Below are 16845 nucleotides of genomic sequence, written 5' to 3'. Positions count from 1 at the left end.
TCCAGGCGAGCCAGTAATGCCCCAGGAAGAAAGCACGATTTTTACTGCTTCACCCATACCAGCTGATCAACCCGGAAGCCCAGACTGCGCGCGGTGTTCAGGTAATCCTGCTTTACCGCATCCGGGATGGTCGGCGTGCGTGACAGGATCCACAGATAGTCGCGGTTCGGGCCGCTCACCAGCGCGTACTGGTACTTATCGTCCAGCCTGATCACGTTATACCCGCCGTAGAACGGGCCGAAGAACGATACCTTCAGCGCGGCGGTGGTCGGCTCGCCGGTAAAGTACGCTTTCCCCTCGCTCTCGCTCCACTTGTTCTTCACCGGATCAAAACCCCGGTTAAGCACGCTGATGCCGCCGTCGCTGCGCTCGCCGTAGGTCGCCGTCACCTGTTCCAGACCGCGTTCAAAGCGGTTTTCCAGACGGGCGACTTCGTACCATTTGCCGAGATAGCGGCTGGCGTCAAAGTGGGTAATAGGCTGCACGCCTTTCGGCGGCGTGGGGGATTTACAGGCGACCAGCGTCAGGGCAATCGCAACACCGGTCACAACAGGCCATAGCTTCATGAGAATTCCTTTCATTTGCACGGTTGGAAGTTAAGTGTAGTGCACCGTTTCGGCGCTTCATCCCGTTCGGGAAAATTCGTAGTATATTGAGAGTATTCCTCCACCCTGGACACGGACATGGCTTACTCCATCGGCGAATTCGCCAGACTCAGCGGCATCACCGCCACCACCCTGCGGGCGTGGCAGCGTCGCTACGGTTTACTCAAGCCACAGCGCACGGAAGGCGGCCACCGCCAGTACAGCGATGAGGACGTCCAGCAGGCGCTCAAAATCCTCGACTGGGTAAAAAAAGGCGTCCCGATTGGCCAGGTCAAACCGCTGCTGGAGCGCCCGACGCCGGGGCGGACCAACAACTGGCAAACGCTGCAGCAGAGCATGCTGCAACGCCTGCAGGACGGCAAAGTCGAGTCCCTGCGCCAGATGATTTACGACGCCGGACGCGAGTACCCAAGGCCGGAACTGGTCGCGAACGTACTGCGCCCGCTGCGCAGCCAGGTCTCGGCTAACGTCGCCGCTGCCCTGACCCTGCGCGCGATCCTCGACGGCATCATCATCGCCTACACCTCGTTTTGCCTCGAAGGCGATAAAAAAGCGCCGGGCGACAATATTCTGCTCAGCGGCTGGCACCTGAACGACCCATGCGAGATCTGGCTCGAAGCCCTAACGCGCACCGGGCAGGGCCATCGCATCGACATCCTGCCGGTTCCGCCAAACGCGCTGGCACCGGAGATTTTCCCGGAGCGGAAATGGCTGCTGGTCACCAGCGGCAAGCTCACCGCCGGGCGGAAAAAGCAGGTGGAGCAGTGGCAGCAGCAGGTATCGCTTGAAGTGATTATCCTCTGATAATTTTCTCCTGCGGGAATCTTCACGAAAAGTTGAATATTTTCCCGCGCCGTAGATGCTAACGTTTTCCTGTGACGAATAACTCAACAGGAAAACACCATGAAAAAAACTGCCCCTCTGCTGATCCTGGCCTCGATGGCCTTTGCCCCTGCCGCCTTTAGCGCCCCTGCCGGCACGCTAAGCGTCCACATTCTTGACCAGCAAACCGGAATGCCGCCATCAGACGTTACCGTTACGCTGGAGAAGCAGCAGCAGGACAAATGGACTCAGGTTGCCAGCGGCAAAACCGACCACGATGGCCGTATCAAATCGCTCTATCCGCAGGATCAGGACATGCAGCCTGGCGTGTACAAAGTAACCTTTAAAACCGCAGAGTATTTCCACGGCAAAAAGCTGGATACCTTCTTCCCGGAGATCCCGGTGCTGTTTACCGTGACCCGCACCAACGAGAAGCTGCACATCCCACTTCTGCTTAGCCAGTACGGCTACTCGACCTACAAGGGCAGTTAAGACGCATTGATTTTGAAGGATTATAAAAAATAGTTCCGCGAATACTTGGACAAATTAGTCATGTTGTGTAAGTTTTAGTTATATGAACGGGAGGACTACACCATGACAACGAAACCTGTGCTCGGTATTAGCGGATGTTTGACCGGATCCGCCGTTCGCTTTGACGGCGGACATAAGCGCATGGGCTTCATCATGGATGAGCTGGCCCAGTGGGTGAATTTCAGGCCCGTCTGCCCGGAGATGGCCATCGGCCTGCCGACGCCTCGCCCGGCGCTGCGTCTGATCGTCACGACAGACGGTGAAACGCAGATGCGCTTCAGCCACGCGCCTCACGAAGACGTAACGCAGAAAATGGCTGACTTTGCGGCAGATTATTTGCCGAAAATCGGCGATCTCGCAGGCTTTGTTGTCTGTGCAAAATCCCCAAGCTGCGGCATGGAACGCGTGCGGCTGTACGATGAAAACGGCAACCGGGGCCGCAAGGAGGGGGTCGGGCTGTTCACCGCCGCTCTCCTTGAAACCTTGCCGTGGCTGCCCGTGGAAGAAGACGGACGCCTGCACGACCCGGTGCTGCGGGAAAACTTCGTCGAGCGCGTTTTTGCGCTGCACGAACTCAACACGCTACGTAAAAATGGCCTGACCCGCCGCGCGCTGCTGGACTTCCACAGCCGCTATAAGCTTCAGCTGCTGGCGCACCATCAGGCGGGTTACCGTGAAATCGGCCCGTTCGTTGCCTCGCTGCACGAGTGGGAAGACCTGGACGCCTTCTTCGTGGCGTACCGGGAAAAGCTGATGACCATCCTGAAAAAACCCGCCTCGCGGAAGAATCACACCAACGTGCTGATGCATATTCAGGGCTATTTTCGTAACCAGCTCAACACCCGCCAGCGCGGCGAGCTGCGCGATGTGATCCTGCATTATCGCAACGGACAGTTGCCTATCCTCGCGCCGATCACGCTGCTGAAGCACTACCTGGCCGAATACCCCGACCGGTATCTGATGACGCAAAACTACTTTGATCCCTATCCTGATGATTTGGGTCTGCGTCTGGCAGTCAAGTGATGAAAAAAATGCGAAGGCCCCATTGACCCATAGAGGCCCAAAGCAGTACCCCGTTTAGACGACATCCTCACTGTCGTCTCTTTTTTGCATTTCATCTAAAGACTGTGATTATATACAGGCTTATTCTGCAAAAGGGGCCTGCCTGTGATCAACACCCTGCACATTCAAAACTACCGCTCCATCCGCGAGATGTCGCTGGAGCTGGAGCAGCTCAACATCGTCTTCGGGCCGAACGGTACCGGGAAATCCAATATTTACAAGGCGATACACCTGATGCACAGCGCCGCGCAAGGGCAGTTTTCCCAGGCGCTGGCGAACGAGGGCGGCATTCTGAAGGTGTTCTGGGCAGGCAAAACCCGCAGCGACCAACTGCGGCGGATGAATCTGGCCGTGGAAACAGAGACCTACGAATACGAACTGCAGGTCGGTTTTGTGGAGAAGCTGCCGTATCCCTCACAGTTTCAGCTCGACCCGGTGATCAAGGAGGAGTCCATCTGGCTGAGCGGCCAGCACCGTCGTCCTTCGTCACAGCTGATGAAGCGCAGGAATCAGGCCGTATTTCTGAACAACGTGCATCATGAAAAAGTGACCCACAGCGGCACGCTGTACGAGAACGAATCGGTATTCGGACAGCTCGGCGAACCGCACCTTTACCCGGAAGTGTCGCAGATGCGCGAGTCCCTTCGTAACTGGCGCTTTTATCATGAGTTTTCTGTATCAATCGGCTCGGCGATGCGCGCCCCGCAGGTCGGTTTCCGCTCCCCGGTGCTGGCCAGCGACGGCGCCAACCTGGCGGCGGCGTTTCAGACTATCGTGGAGATTGGCGACGAGCTGCTGCTGATGCGCATCCTCGACCAGGCCTTCCCCGGCTGCGTGTTTTACAGCGACAACAGCGGTGGACGTTTTCGCATGATGATGCAGCGCGAGGGGCTGAGCAGGCCGCTGGAACCGGCGGAGTTCTCCGACGGCACCCTGCGCTTTCTGTGCCTGGCGGTGGCGCTGTTAAGCCCGCGCCCGCCGGCGTTTATCGCGTTAAACGAACCGGAAAACAGCCTGCACCCACAGATGCTGCCCGCCCTGGCGAGCTTAATCGCCGAGGCCAGCCGCTACTCGCAGATCTGGCTCACCAGCCACTCGCCGGAGCTGGCGAAGCTGATTGAGAAGCACAGATCGTTTTCGCTGTATCAGCTGTCGATGGCGGAGGGGGAGACGAGGGTGGAGAGGCTGGGGTAGCCGGTAAGAAAAAATCGTCAGGAAGGTCTCGTTTGTAGCAAAATTATGCCTGGAAAGAATATTTCCCAGGCATATCAAATTTCCATACAACCCGGATGGGCCTGTCAATTAGTGGCGATCTATTGAGGATGATCTTCTCGCTTTGCGTTCATCTATCTTTGCAAAGAGCCATACTCTGGCACCTGCGGCGACGCCAACAATAGCGCTCACCACAGACAAATAACTTAATGATTTTGATGAAAAATCAATCTTTCCAGAGCTTATAAACTCGATCAGCACATTGTTTACAATAAAAATAAGTGCAAAAAAAACATACGCCGTAATAAAGGGTACTAAGCAGAAAAACCAAAAACGTAGCCCGATGAAACGTCTTTTTATTTGCCATTAACTTTATCCTTAACTTTATCGCCGATTAACTCCCCTCCCAAACCACCAATCAGATCATTAACTTCCCCAGGGAAAGGTGCCAGCTCACCGAATTTACCGCCAGCCCATGAACCTAATGCTGAATCAATAAGCGATCCCGTATCTGGGCCATCAGTAAAGAATGCCCCTCCCATAGCTATGCCGACGTTTTGCCAGGTATTCCTGCCCGGAGCAAGCATTCCTCCTACGCCAGCACTAATGCTGCTTTTATAATCCCATGATTTATTTTCATTGCCAGGCTGACTCAGACTAAACCACTGGTACCCTCCGTTGGCGATTTCCGCAATCACTCCCCCGCCAACAACTTTACCCACGGACGCCGCAGGTCCTAAATACCAGGCAGCTCCGATCATTACCCCATCCTGGTAACCTTCGACAATCACTTTTGTGATATTAGCGCCCTCAGGTAAGTCGCCTTTCGCCAGTTTATCCAGACCGGCCTGTTTTTCTTCTACAGATAAGCCCTGGCTTTCAGCATATTGATTCCATGACCCCACGGCTTTCATGTAATTATCAAGGCCGGAGGGGAGCGGAATGGAGGTTGCATTATTCTCAGCCGCGTTCTTTCCCCCTTGCGCCCCAGCAGCTGCCGAAGCCGTACTCCCTCCCGCCAATTCACCCGCCATCCCCGCCGATACTGAAGCCAGCGTAATGACCGTCTGCTTTTGATCTTCGCTCAGTTTCGACAGGTCTTTCACTTCCGGATAGAGCACGCTGGCTATCGCATGCGCAGCCAGCTCCCCTGACGCGGCCCCCGCAACTCCCGCTGCACCAGCGAGTCCAGACTATGCGGTTCGGTGATGTGCTGCTGCAGGTAGTCGATCAGGCAGTTAATACGTGCGTCACGGGTATCTTTCGGAACCGGCTGGGCGATGAACTGCGCCTGCCCGCCCTCGCGATGGGGCGGGACAATCATCCGACGGGCAATCTGGTTGGCGACGACGCTGCCAAAACGCTGGCGAATGATGTACAGGCAGCAGTCCAGCGCAGCCGCGGTACCGGCAGAGGTGATGATATTGCCGTCATCCACGTAGAGGGCATTGATATCCAGCTGGACGTTCGGAAAGAGCGACTGGAAATGATGTTCAAACTCCCAGTGGGTGGCGGCCCGTTTACCGTCGAGGATCCCCGCCCAGGCCAGCACAAACGACCCCAGACACAGGCCGACAATTTCCGCGCCGTTGTCTCTCGCCAACACCAGGCTGTCGAGCAGCGCCTGAGGCGGCCGTTCAAGGACGTGCTGCCAGTAGGGAACGACAACAATGTCTGCCTGCCCGATGGCGGTGTAATCCTGCGTGGCGTTGAGGGCAAACCCGTCTTTTGAGGTAAGCAACCCCGGCGTTTCGGCGCAGATCGTCACGTTAAAGCGCTTTTCGCCGGAGACCGAATCACCAAACAGAATGCAGGGAACGGAGTAGTGGAACGGGCTGAACCCGTCTACCGCGACAATCGCGACGTTGATTAGCGACATCTGTCTCTCCTTTCCCGTTAACGCACTCAGAATATAACGGTTTCGCCATCCTGGGGAATGCTCACCACATCGCTCACCTGGTTGGCTTCGACGTACTCACGCAGCGCGCTGCGGGTCAACAGGCAGTGGTTAATCGCCTCCATGTGGCTCGCGACGATTTTAGCCTGCGGCAGCAGGAAATGGACGTTAAGCACATCTTCCTGTCCCATAATAATGGGCCCAAAGCCGATGACGTGGGCATTACCGGCGTTCAGTACCACCACATCTGGCTGGTGTTTTTGCAGATCGGCTGCCACCTCTTCGCGCCAGATGGTATCCCCGGCAAGATAGAGCGTCTTCTCATCAGGATGACGCAGCACCACGCCACAGGCCTCGCCCAGCCGCTCCGCCAGTTCTGGCACGGCGTAAGCGCGGTCGGTCCCGTGCTGGCCGCCGTACGTTTTCGCAATCCGAACCTCCCCGAAGGTGGTCTCGTCGGTCATGATCGTCAGGTTGCTAAACCCCTGGCTGCGCAGCAGCGCGGCGTCACGATCGTTTTGCACGTAGATCGGTTTGTCTTTGGCGATCCGCTCTGCCGCGGTGCGATCCCAGTGATCGTCATGCGCCGTACCGGGAAAGCCCGGATAAGCGCCTTTCGGGGCCAGCATCGGGTCGATTAAAAGGCGTTTTCCGGCGTAGGTAATCAGCAGGGTGGCATTGCGAATTTGGGTAATGTTCATGGGCTATCCTCCGGTTGGTGTGATAAGGAGGATAGCCAGCCGTCACAATTGGTGCTGTGGGCTAAAGGGCGATTACCGATGGTATCGGGCCATTTTCATCACCGCGTTTTCTGCCGGCACCTTTACCAGCCCGGCACCGCCCCGCCGTTAAAGATCGTCTCTGCCGCTTTCGCCACTTCCGGTGACTGATAGGACTGGATAAACGCCTTCACGTTCTCCGCGTCTTTGTTGTCTTCGCGCGTCACCACGATGTTCACGTACGGCGAGTTTTTATCTTCAATAAAGACGCTGTCATGCACCGGCGACAGCCCGGTTTGCTGAATATAGGTGGTGCTGATGATGGCGACATCCACTTTCGGGTCATCCAGCACGCGCGGCAGCTGTGCCCCTTCCAGTTCCATGATTTTCAGCTGCTTAGGGTTGGCGATAATATCCAGCGCCGTCGGCAGCAGCCCGGTATCCGGCTTCAGGGTGATGAGCTTCTCTTTTTGCAGCAGCAGCAGCGCGCGGCCAAGGTTGGTCGGATCGTTTGGAATGGCGATAGTCGCCCCGTCCTTCAGGTCAGAGACGGATTTGATTTTGCGGGAATAGCCGGCCATCGGGAAAACAAAGGTGTTCGCCACGGCCACCAGCTTGTAGCCATGCGCCTTGTTATCTTCTGCAAGGAACGGGCGATGCTGGAAGACGTTGGCATCCAGCTCTCCCTGGTTAGTGGCATCGTTGGGCAATAGCGAGCCGCTGAAGCCGACCAGCTCCACGTCCAGGCCATATTTCTCTTTTGCCACCTTTTTAGCGACTTCCGCCACGTCCTGTTCAGCGCCGTTGATGACGCCCACTTTTATGTGTTTGGCATCGCTGCCACTTTGATCGCACCCTGCCAGCAGCAGGCCAGCGAGAACCAGAGCACCCAATCGACGTTTCACGAGAAAGTTCCTTTTGCTGAATGTTGTAGTGACTATATCGACAACGAGGCGGTGAAATAAAAAACGAAAAAGAATCAATAAGAAGGATAAGTTATATGCGGGTATGGCCGGGTGATGCTGCGCTTACCCGGCCTACGGATTCAGAGCTTAAAGGACTTTCGCCAAGTAATGTCGCTGCATGCCCGGGTACGGATAATCCTGCAAAGACATCTGCAACTGGTACCCCTGTTTTTCATAGAACGGACGCGCCTGGAAGCTGACGGTATCCACCAGCGCATGCTTGCAGCCTTTGCGTCTGGCTTCATCTTCCGCCGTTTTGATAAGCTGGCTGCCCACGCCGGTACCCCGCACGGTGTCGCTGACCCAGAGAAAATCGATATTCAGCCAGTCACCTTTACGCACCCCAATGAGCCCGCCGAGCATGACGCCTTTATCGTCTCGTACATAAACACCAATGTCGCCGCTAAAGTTTGTCAGATCGATAAACTGTCCGTTATAGGCTCTTAACCCCACAAATAGCTCTTCTTTTTCTGCGGGTGTTACATTATAAGTAATGCTCAGGTGCATATTTCTCTCCTTATTTTCCGCGCAATTTGAATATCTCACAGCTTAACCTTCATAAAAACTCCTAATTTCCTCCATTTTTTTAATACAGAAACATTCACTCAATAACTAAATAAAAAAAGCCTTTCCAATACGCACCCAAAACGTATACTGAGAACGATCATTCTCACTTTTACACGGTAGACGACGATGAGCACAAAGCTGGAAGAACGACAAAAACAACGTCAGGACGAAATCATCACCGCCGCGCGTCGCTGCTTTCGCGCCAGCGGATTTCACGCCGCCAGCATGTCGCAAATTGCCAGTGAGGCGAAGCTTAGCGTCGGGCAAATTTACCGTTATTTCAGTAACAAAGACGCGATTATTGAAGAGATGATCCGCCGCATTATCGACTCACGCATCGAAGGGATGCAGGACAAAACGGTGGTGGAAGGGATGCCGCAGGCGCTCGCCTGGCGTCAGACGCTCAACGAAGACGACGATGCGTTGATGCTCGAAATGTCTGCCGAGGCGACCCGTAACCCGCAGGTGGCGGCCATGCTGATCGCAGCCGATGCCCGGATGTTTACCAACGCCTGTGCGCACCTGAAAAAACAATTTCCCCATCTGAGCGATGAACATATTCGCTGCTGCGTGGAAATTACCGCGGTGATGATCGAAGGCACGATTTACCGTCGACTCACGCCTTTAAAAGTACCGTCAGAACAATTAGAGCCTATCTATCAGAATATTTTAAATATGCTTTTCTCTGCGAAGTAATCGCATGTGAATAATTAGCGGGAATAAGTAATTTCCCAACTTTACATTTCCGGCCTTGCCGGAGATGCGGTATCGCTGTGCCTTTAAATAGCCCCCCTCCCTGTTGATCCTTTAACAGGGCAGGCATCGTTCACCCTGGAAAAAGATTATGAAAACCATAACAACCTCCATCGCGGCATTACTCCTCCTGACCGGGTGCGATAATGCGCAAACATCTGCTCCCCAGCATCCTCTTCCGGATGTGGGGATTGTCACCCTCATGAGCCAGCCGGTCTCCGTCGTCAGCGAGCTCACGGGCCGCACCACCGCCGCCATGAGCGCCGAAGTGCGCCCGCAGGTGGGCGGCATTATTCAGAAGAGGTTGTTCACCGAAGGCGATACCGTGAAGGCCGGACAGGCGCTGTATCAAATTGACCCTTCCAGCTACCGCGCGGCGTTTGATGAAGCCGCCGCGGCGCTGAAACAGGCCCAGGCGCTGGTGCAGGCCGACTGCCAGAAAGCCCAGCGCTATGCGCAGCTGGTGAAAGACGACGGCGTGTCGCGTCAGGACGCAGAAGACGCGAAGTCCACCTGCGCGCAGGACAAGGCCAGCGTTGAATCAAAGAAGGCCGCGCAGGAGAGCGCGCGCATTAACCTCAACTGGACCACAGTCACCGCGCCGATTGCCGGACGCATCGGCATCTCCTCCGTCACCCCCGGCGCGCTGGTCACCGCCCAGCAGGATACCGCGCTCGCCACCATTCGCGGGCTGGACAGCATGTACGTCGACTTAACCCGTTCCAGCGCCGATCTGCTGCGTTTACGCAAGCAAACCCTTGCCACCAATAGCGATACGCTAAGCGTGTCGTTAATCCTCGAAGACGGCAGCACCTACAGCGAGAAAGGCCGCCTGGCGTTAACCGAAGTGGCGGTGGATGAATCAACCGGCTCGGTCACGCTGCGCGCCGTCTTCCCGAACCCGCAGCATCAGCTCCTGCCGGGCATGTTTGTCCGCGCCAGGGTAGATGAAGGCGTCATGAGCGACGCGATCCTCGCGCCGCAGCAGGGCATCACCCGTGACGCCAAAGGCACCGCCACCGCTCTGGTGGTCAATGCCAGCAACAAGGTCGAGCAGCGTCAGCTGGAAACGGGTGACACCTACGGCGACAAATGGCTGGTGCTGAGCGGGCTGAAGGCGGGCGACAGGCTGATTGTGGAAGGTACTGACAAAGTCACCGCCGGGCAGGAAGTGAAGGCCGAAGAGATGAAAGCCAACGGAGGAAACGCCTGATGTTTTCCCGTTTCTTCGTGCGTCGCCCGGTCTTTGCCTGGGTTATCGCTATTCTTATCATGCTCGCCGGGATGCTGGCCATCCGCACGCTGCCAGTCGCGCAGTACCCGGACGTTGCGCCGCCGTCGATCAAAATCTCCGCCACCTATACCGGTGCCTCCGCGCAGACGCTGGAAAACAGCGTGACGCAGGTGATCGAGCAGCAGCTGACCGGGCTGGATAACCTGCTCTACTTCACCTCCACCAGCAGCTCGGACGGATCGGTGAGCATTACCGTCACCTTCGAGCAGGGCACTGACCCGGACACCGCTCAGGTGCAGGTGCAGAACAAAGTCCAGCAGGCGGAATCGCGCCTGCCCACCGAGGTGCAGCAGTCCGGGATCACCGTCGAAAAATCCCAGAGCAACTTCCTGCTGATCATGGGCGTGTACGATAAAACCGACATCGCCAGCAGCTCGGATATTGCCGACTGGCTGGTGAGTAATATGCAGGATCCGCTGGCGCGCGTGGAAGGCGTCGGGAGCCTGCAGGTGTTCGGGGCGGAATACGCGATGCGCATCTGGCTCGACCCGGCGAAGCTGGCATCCTACTCGCTGATGCCGTCCGACGTGCAGAGCGCGATTGAAGCGCAGAACGTGCAGGTTTCCGCCGGTAAAATCGGCGCGCTGCCCTCGTCGAACGCCCAGCAGCTGACCGCCACCGTCCGCGCCCAGTCACGCCTGCAGACGGTGGATCAGTTTAAAAACATCATTGTGAAGAGCCAGTCCAACGGCGCGGTGGTGCGCATCAGCGATGTCGCCCGCGTGGAGATGGGCAGCGAAGATTATACCGCCACCGCGAAGCTCAACGGCCACCCGGCGGCGGGTATGGCAGTCATGCTCTCACCGGGTGCGAACGCGCTCAACACTGCGACGGCGGTGAAAGACAAGATTGCCGAGTTCAAAAAGTCGATGCCGGAAGGCTACGACGTGGCCTACCCGAAGGACAGCACCGAGTTCATCAAGATCTCCGTTGAGGACGTGATTCAGACCCTGTTCGAAGCCATTGTCCTCGTGGTGGTGGTGATGTACCTGTTCCTGCAAAACATCCGCGCGACGCTGATCCCCGCGTTGGCGGTACCTGTCGTTCTGCTGGGTACCTTCGGCGTGCTGGCGCTGTTCGGCTACTCCATCAATACCCTGACGCTGTTTGCGATGGTGCTGGCGATTGGGCTTTTGGTGGATGACGCCATCGTGGTGGTGGAAAACGTCGAGCGTATTATGCGCGACGAGGGGCTGCCCGCTCGGGAAGCCACCGAGAAATCGATGGGCGAAATCTCCGGCGCGCTGGTCGCCATTGCGCTGGTACTCTCTGCGGTATTCCTGCCGATGGCCTTCTTCGGCGGCTCCACCGGGGTGATTTACCGTCAGTTCTCGGTCACCATTATTTCGGCGATGTTCCTCTCCGTGGTGGTGGCGCTGACCCTGACGCCCGCACTCTGCGGCTCGATTCTGAGCCACACGACGCCGCACAAAAAGGGCTTCTTCGGCGCGTTTAACCGCTTCTACAGCAGGACCGAGCGCGGTTATCAGAACAAGGTGCTGCGCGCTCTGCGCCGTTCCGGCGGCATGCTGGTCATCTACGCCCTGCTCTGCGGCGCGATGGGCTTCGCCATGCTTAAGCTGCCGGGCAGCTTCCTGCCGACGGAAGACCAGGGCGAAATCATGGTGCAGTACACCCTGCCAGCTGGCGCGACGACGGTACGTACCGCCGAAGTCAGCCGCCAGGTGCGAGAGTGGTTCCTCACCAAAGAGAAAGCCAACACCAACGTGATCTTCACCATTGAAGGCTTCAGCTTCAGCGGCAGCGGCCAGAACGCCGGGATGGCGTTTGTCTCCCTGAAGAACTGGTCAGAGCGTAAAGGCGATGCAAACACAGCTCAGGCCATCGCCCTGCGTGCCACGCAGGAACTGAGCACCATCCGCGATGCGACCATCTTTGCGATGACGCCGCCTGCGGTGGACGGCCTGGGCCAGAGCAACGGTTTTACCTTTGAGCTGATGGCCAGCGGCGGCACCGACCGCGACGCGCTGCTGAAACTGCGTAACCAGCTGATTGGCGAAGCCAACCAGGACAGCTCGCTGCACGCCGTGCGCGCCAACGACCTGCCGCAGATGCCGCAGCTTCAGGTGGATATCGACAACAACAAGGCCGTGTCGCTGGGGCTGTCCCTGAGCGACGTCACCAACACCCTCTCCAGCGCCTGGGGCGGGACCTACGTGAACGACTTTATCGATCGCGGCCGCGTGAAAAAGGTCTACATCCAGGGCGACAGCGACTATCGCGCCGTGCCGTCCGATCTCAACAAATGGTATGTGCGCGGCAGCGACAGCACCATGACCCCGTTCTCCGCCTTCGCCACCACCCGCTGGGAGTATGGCCCGGAAAGCCTGGTGCGCTACAACGGCTCGGCGGCGTATGAGATACAGGGCGAAAACGCCAGCGGCGCGAGCTCCGGCACGGCGATGAGCAAAATGGAGCAGCTGGCAAACAGCCTGCCATCCGGCAGCACCTGGGCGTGGAGCGGTTTATCGTTGCAGGAAAAACTGGCGAGCGGTCAGGCAATTAGCCTCTATGCCCTTTCCATTCTCGTGGTATTCCTGTGCCTGGCGGCGCTGTATGAAAGCTGGTCGGTGCCGATTTCGGTCATCCTGGTGATCCCGCTTGGGGTGCTGGGTGCGGCGCTTGCCGCCTCCCTGCGCGGCCTGAGTAATGACGTCTACTTCCAGGTGGCGCTGCTCACCACTATTGGCCTGTCGTCGAAGAACGCCATCCTGATTGTCGAGTTTGCCGAAGCCAAAGTCGCAGAAGGTTACTCCCTGACGCGCGCCGCCCTGCGTGCCGCCCAGACGCGTCTGCGTCCCATCATCATGACGTCGCTGGCGTTTATCGCAGGGGTGACGCCGCTGGCCGTTGCAACCGGTGCCGGTGCCAACAGCCGCGTGGCAATTGGTACCGGCATTATCGGCGGAACGCTGGCCGCGACGCTGCTGGCGATCTTCTTCGTCCCTTTATTCTTTGTACTGGTGAAACGTCTGTTCTCCGGTAAACACGCGAACCGGAGGTCATAATGTTTCGTGTCACTGTTTTAGCGTTAGCCCTGCTGAGCGCAGGGTGTGTGTCGTTAGACCCTACCTATCAACGCCCGGACGCTCCCGTCCCGGCGACCTTGCCCGGCGCGCACGGCGAAGCCACCGCCGTGGTGAGCCAGTGGCAGCAGGTGATGAACGACGCGAGGCTGAAAAGCGTGGTGACGATGGCGCTGAACAGCAACCGCGACGTGCAAAAAGCGATCGCGGATATCGACGCCGCCCGCGCACAGTACGGTGAAACGCGCTCGTCCCTGTTTCCGACGGTGGACGCCGAGCTGAGCCACACCCGCAGCCGCACGCTGGCAAGCGGTGTTGCGACAAGCGACGAAGCCAACGGCGCGGTCTCCAGCTTCGAGCTGGATCTGTTTGGTCGCAACCAGAGCCTCTCCCGCGCCGCGCGTGAAACCTGGCTTGCCAGCGAGTTCACCGCGCAGAACACGCGCCTGACGATGGTTAGCGAGCTGACCACGGCCTGGGTGACGCTGGCGGCGGATAACAGCAACCTGGCGCTGGCGAAATCCACAATGGAGAGCGCGGCAAACTCGCTGAAGATTGTGAAGCGCCAGCAGGAAGTGGGCGTCGCGGCGGCTACGGACGTCAGTGAAGCGATGGCGGTTTACCAGCAGGCGCGCGCCAGCGTAGCAAGCTACCGGACGCTGGTGATGCAGGATAAAAATGCCCTCAATCTGCTGGCGGGCGATACGGTGCCGGAGAACCTGCTGCCCGGTACGCTGGAGAGCCTGAGCAACAACGCCATCACGCTGATCCCGGCGGGCGTCAGCTCCAGCGCGCTGCTGCGCCGCCCGGACATTCAGGAAGCGGAGCATAACCTGCTGAGCGCCAACGCCAATATCGGCGCGGCGCGCGCCAACTTCTTCCCGACCATTTCACTGACCGCCAGCGCGGGCGTCGGCAGCGACTCGCTCTCCTCCCTGTTCAGCCACGGGATGAAGGTCTGGTCATTCGCGCCGTCCATCACCCTGCCGCTGTTCAGCGGTGGCAACAATCTGGCGCAGCTGCGTTATGCAGAAGCCGAGAAAAAAGGGTTAATTGCGACCTATGAAAAAGCCATCCAGAGCGCGTTTAAAGACGTGGCCGACGCGCTGGCGCGCCGTGAAACGCTCAGCGAGCAGCTTGATGCCCAGCGAGAATACGTGGCGGCCGAGCAAAAAACGCTGGATGTGGCAACGCGCAGCTATAAGGCGGGCGCGGGGGATTATCTGACGGTACTGACTGCGCAGCGGTCGCTGTGGTCGGCGCAGGAATCGCTGATTGCGCTGCAGCAAACCGACCTGGAGAACCGCATCACGCTGTGGCAGTCGCTGGGCGGGGGGATCCAGTAACCTTATCGGTGGGCGATTCTCATGCGCAGAAAAGAGAAAATCATACTTTCGACTGGAATCGCTACACTGAATGTAACGATATATTTCATGGGAAGCCTGTGACGTCTAAAGGGGGTTGTTGATGAAAGCTGCGCACCTGGTCTGCCTGCTGGTTTGTCTGCTCTTCGCCGCGTTTGTCCATGCTCAGGAAAAGGACGATCCGGCGAAAGAGGCGCAGATTAAGCAACAGGTCCTGAAAGATATTAAGAAAACCTGTACGCCACAGAAAAAGCAGAGCGATAAGGCCTGGCAGGAGATGATTTTGTCGTCCGAGGCCAATCAGCTGCTGATCAAAAACGCCATCACCGCCGTGAAGCGCGACAACCTGGACGCCTACTGGGCTGCGGTTGGTCAGGTGGATTGTCTGGAAGATTATTGAGTTCTCGCCGGGTGGCGCTGCGCTTACCCGGCCTGGAAAATGTTTTAACGCTTCCGCACGTCCGGAATGATGAGATCCCCGCGCAGAACATAGGACCCGAGCATCTGCGTTTTCTCCGTCAGCCAGCTTACGATACGCGCCGCCATGGCATCCATGGAATATTCAATCGCCGGGATCACCGGAATACCCGGCAGGTGCAGCGATCCGGCCAGGCTAAAGACCATAATGTCGTCCGGTACGGATTTATTAAACGCCTGCAGCTGCGGGATCACCCGCTGGGCTTCCTGCTCGTCCGCCACCAGTAACGCGTTGAAGTTTAGCGTGGACGCGTTGTTGAGTAATTCCTGAAGCGCAACGGACGAGGAGGTCGCGTCCATAAAGACGAGGTTGCGATTAAAAGGCAGGAAATTTTTCTCCAGCGCGTGCTTATAGCCAAGCAGCACCTGGTCGGCAAACCCGCTGCCGTGGGGATGGATCAGCGCAATCTGGCGACGCCCCTGGCTGGTCAGATAGTTACAGGCGGTTTCGGCGGCAAAGGCGTGATCGAACTGAATGCTGTTGGAGTTATCAGCCTCCATGCAGTCCACCAGAATGACGTTTTCCATATCCACGTCCAGCGGGAAACGGGCGCCAATCACCAGAATGTCGTCACACAGGCCGCAGGAGAGTTCTTCAAGAGCATTCATCACTTCCGCTTTGCTATGGGCGAAGCGCAGCAGCAGGTGTTTTTGGTGCTGGCTGAGCTGTTTTTCCAGCGCGTAAAGATACCCGGTGGTCTGGTTAATGTTTTCCTGCGCGCAAATCACCCCAATGCAGCCCGTCGACTGGCTCAGCAGCGACTGGGCAATCACGTTAGGCCGGTAGTTCAGCTCATCCACCGCCTTCAGCACGGCCTGACGGCTGGCTTCCTTAACGCCACGTGACCCACTCAACACTCGCGATACCGTGGCTTTAGACACCCCGGCCAGACGTGATACATCATTGATTGTCGACATCTCTTTCCCCTAGCAGGCTAACCTCGCGCCTGCAAATTCCATAACCGCTACGGCTCACATTATAGCCAGAACGGAGTATATCCGTTTCCGTTTTTCATGGAAACCGATTTTCCGTTTCCACTCAAAATGATGTCAGAACAGCCAAATTATGTGACCCACATCCGGTTAATTAGCCTCATAAGCATTGGATCTTGATGGTTATCACAGTTCTGCTTTTTATAAATGGAAACCGGTTTCCGTATCATGTCCAATCATTCTCGCAATAACTATTTACATTTAGAGGATGGTTGTCGATGTTCAAGATTATGCTGTGTTGTTCTGCCGGGATGTCCACCAGCCTGCTGGTTAGCAAAATGGTCGATGTCGCGAAAGAACGTGGTTTGCCGGTGAAGATTGATGCGTACGGTGTTTCCGAATTTGATACGCAGTTTCCGCAATACCAGGTGGTACTTCTCGGACCGCAAGTGAAATACATGTTACAGACACTCTCAGACAAGGCGGCTACGAAAGGCATTCCGGTGCAGCCCATCGACATGATGGACTACGGCATGCAGCGTGGCGATAAAGTACTGGACTATGCTCTGTCGCTCATCGAAGCGGCACACTAAAAGG

General features: G+C 57.2%; 15 protein-coding genes and 2 pseudogenes. 10 read left to right on the top strand and 7 right to left on the bottom strand.

Going from position 1 to position 16845, the window contains the following annotated elements; all coding sequences use genetic code 11:
* Positions 1-41: 41 nt before the first annotated feature.
* Positions 42-566 carry a lipocalin family protein gene (locus tag OKF39_RS01270; protein ID WP_049137128.1) on the bottom strand — a complete coding sequence of 175 codons (525 nt, stop codon included), beginning with the start codon at positions 564-566 and terminating at the stop codon, positions 42-44.
* A 117-nt stretch (positions 567-683) separates the two neighbouring features.
* On the opposite strand from OKF39_RS01270, the gene OKF39_RS01265 reads away from it, so the two are divergent.
* The 4 genes from OKF39_RS01265 (at position 684) to OKF39_RS01250 (ending at position 4214) form a co-directional block, all read left to right on the top strand.
* On the top strand, positions 684-1409 hold the full coding sequence (locus OKF39_RS01265; RefSeq protein WP_479983410.1) for a MerR family transcriptional regulator: 726 nt from the start codon (positions 684-686) through the stop codon (positions 1407-1409).
* Between the two features lie 99 nt (positions 1410-1508).
* On the top strand, positions 1509-1919 hold the full coding sequence (uraH, locus tag OKF39_RS01260; RefSeq protein ID WP_047366896.1) for a hydroxyisourate hydrolase: 411 nt from the start codon (positions 1509-1511) through the stop codon (positions 1917-1919).
* A gap of 102 nt (positions 1920-2021) precedes the next feature.
* Entirely contained in the window at positions 2022-2981 is a 960-nt protein-coding gene (locus OKF39_RS01255; RefSeq protein ID WP_041911685.1) for a YbgA family protein, read from the top strand.
* A 144-nt stretch (positions 2982-3125) separates the two neighbouring features.
* A complete protein-coding gene (locus OKF39_RS01250) occupies positions 3126-4214 on the top strand; it encodes an AAA family ATPase (protein WP_100171134.1) in 1089 nt (362 codons plus the stop codon).
* A gap of 374 nt (positions 4215-4588) precedes the next feature.
* Here the strand turns inward: OKF39_RS01250 and OKF39_RS01245 are convergent.
* From OKF39_RS01245 to OKF39_RS01225, 5 genes and pseudogenes are all read right to left on the bottom strand, one after another.
* A pseudogene (locus tag OKF39_RS01245) lies at positions 4589-5410 on the bottom strand (VENN motif pre-toxin domain-containing protein); the annotation flags it as partial.
* Positions 5407-6111: pseudogene (locus tag OKF39_RS01240) on the bottom strand (GlxA family transcriptional regulator); the annotation flags it as partial. The pseudogenes OKF39_RS01245 and OKF39_RS01240, both read right to left, overlap by 4 nt.
* Positions 6112-6137: 26 nt before the next feature.
* Positions 6138-6830: an MBL fold metallo-hydrolase gene (locus tag OKF39_RS01235; RefSeq protein ID WP_063155220.1), complete on the bottom strand. Its 693-nt coding sequence runs from the start codon at positions 6828-6830 to the stop codon at positions 6138-6140.
* 122 nt (positions 6831-6952) lie between these two features.
* Positions 6953-7753 (bottom strand): lipoprotein NlpA, encoded by an 801-nt coding sequence (gene nlpA, locus OKF39_RS01230; protein WP_063155221.1) that lies wholly within the window; start codon positions 7751-7753, stop codon positions 6953-6955.
* Positions 7754-7900: 147 nt separating this feature from the next.
* Positions 7901-8320, bottom strand: a complete 420-nt coding sequence (locus OKF39_RS01225) for a GNAT family N-acetyltransferase (protein ID WP_063155222.1) — start codon at positions 8318-8320, stop codon at positions 7901-7903.
* A 186-nt stretch (positions 8321-8506) separates the two neighbouring features.
* Between OKF39_RS01225 and OKF39_RS01220 the strand changes: the two genes are divergently transcribed.
* The 5 genes from OKF39_RS01220 (at position 8507) to OKF39_RS01200 (ending at position 15238) form a co-directional block, all read left to right on the top strand.
* The gene (locus OKF39_RS01220) at positions 8507-9076 is read left to right on the top strand and encodes a TetR/AcrR family transcriptional regulator (protein ID WP_048959756.1); all 570 of its coding nucleotides are present in this window, start codon (positions 8507-8509) and stop codon (positions 9074-9076) included.
* 148 nt (positions 9077-9224) lie between these two features.
* Positions 9225-10346, top strand: a complete 1122-nt coding sequence (locus tag OKF39_RS01215; protein ID WP_045260816.1) for an efflux RND transporter periplasmic adaptor subunit — start codon at positions 9225-9227, stop codon at positions 10344-10346.
* Positions 10346-13456, top strand: a complete 3111-nt coding sequence (locus tag OKF39_RS01210) for an efflux RND transporter permease subunit (RefSeq protein ID WP_479983409.1) — start codon at positions 10346-10348, stop codon at positions 13454-13456. The genes OKF39_RS01215 and OKF39_RS01210 overlap by 1 nt, the downstream gene beginning before the upstream one ends.
* Entirely contained in the window at positions 13456-14820 is a 1365-nt protein-coding gene (locus OKF39_RS01205; protein ID WP_063155225.1) for an efflux transporter outer membrane subunit, read from the top strand. Before OKF39_RS01210 ends, OKF39_RS01205 begins: the two co-directional genes overlap by 1 nt.
* A gap of 121 nt (positions 14821-14941) precedes the next feature.
* Positions 14942-15238 carry a YicS family protein gene (locus tag OKF39_RS01200; RefSeq protein ID WP_028014983.1) on the top strand — a complete coding sequence of 99 codons (297 nt, stop codon included), beginning with the start codon at positions 14942-14944 and terminating at the stop codon, positions 15236-15238.
* A 44-nt stretch (positions 15239-15282) separates the two neighbouring features.
* On the opposite strand, the gene OKF39_RS01195 is transcribed toward OKF39_RS01200, so the two are convergent.
* A complete protein-coding gene (locus OKF39_RS01195; RefSeq protein WP_028014982.1) occupies positions 15283-16233 on the bottom strand; it encodes a LacI family DNA-binding transcriptional regulator in 951 nt (316 codons plus the stop codon).
* Positions 16234-16526: 293 nt separating this feature from the next.
* Here OKF39_RS01195 and OKF39_RS01190 point away from each other — a divergent pair, with 293 nt between their 5' ends.
* Positions 16527-16841: a PTS sugar transporter subunit IIB gene (locus OKF39_RS01190; RefSeq protein WP_014830072.1), complete on the top strand. Its 315-nt coding sequence runs from the start codon at positions 16527-16529 to the stop codon at positions 16839-16841.
* Positions 16842-16845: the final 4 nt, after the last annotated feature.

The organism is Enterobacter cloacae complex sp. HYC042_NIDB, from assembly GCF_056673315.1.
The sequence above is the reverse complement of the archived record's forward strand: the minus strand, read 5'-3'. Positions and strand labels throughout refer to the sequence as shown.

What these genes read in the sequence shown, in the direction of transcription:
- OKF39_RS01270 (WP_049137128.1), bottom strand. Translation starts at nt 566, where the DNA reads ATGAAGCTATGGCCTGTTGTGACCGGTGTTGCGATTGCCCTGACGCTG.
- OKF39_RS01265 (WP_479983410.1), top strand. Translation starts at nt 684, where the DNA reads ATGGCTTACTCCATCGGCGAATTCGCCAGACTCAGCGGCATCACCGCC.
- uraH (WP_047366896.1), top strand. Translation starts at nt 1,509, where the DNA reads ATGAAAAAAACTGCCCCTCTGCTGATCCTGGCCTCGATGGCCTTTGCC.
- OKF39_RS01255 (WP_041911685.1), top strand. Translation starts at nt 2,022, where the DNA reads ATGACAACGAAACCTGTGCTCGGTATTAGCGGATGTTTGACCGGATCC.
- OKF39_RS01235 (WP_063155220.1), bottom strand. Translation starts at nt 6,830, where the DNA reads ATGAACATTACCCAAATTCGCAATGCCACCCTGCTGATTACCTACGCC.
- OKF39_RS01225 (WP_063155222.1), bottom strand. Translation starts at nt 8,320, where the DNA reads ATGCACCTGAGCATTACTTATAATGTAACACCCGCAGAAAAAGAAGAG.
- OKF39_RS01220 (WP_048959756.1), top strand. Translation starts at nt 8,507, where the DNA reads ATGAGCACAAAGCTGGAAGAACGACAAAAACAACGTCAGGACGAAATC.
- OKF39_RS01215 (WP_045260816.1), top strand. Translation starts at nt 9,225, where the DNA reads ATGAAAACCATAACAACCTCCATCGCGGCATTACTCCTCCTGACCGGG.
- OKF39_RS01210 (WP_479983409.1), top strand. Translation starts at nt 10,346, where the DNA reads ATGTTTTCCCGTTTCTTCGTGCGTCGCCCGGTCTTTGCCTGGGTTATC.
- OKF39_RS01205 (WP_063155225.1), top strand. Translation starts at nt 13,456, where the DNA reads ATGTTTCGTGTCACTGTTTTAGCGTTAGCCCTGCTGAGCGCAGGGTGT.
- OKF39_RS01200 (WP_028014983.1), top strand. Translation starts at nt 14,942, where the DNA reads ATGAAAGCTGCGCACCTGGTCTGCCTGCTGGTTTGTCTGCTCTTCGCC.
- OKF39_RS01195 (WP_028014982.1), bottom strand. Translation starts at nt 16,233, where the DNA reads ATGTCGACAATCAATGATGTATCACGTCTGGCCGGGGTGTCTAAAGCC.
- OKF39_RS01190 (WP_014830072.1), top strand. Translation starts at nt 16,527, where the DNA reads ATGTTCAAGATTATGCTGTGTTGTTCTGCCGGGATGTCCACCAGCCTG.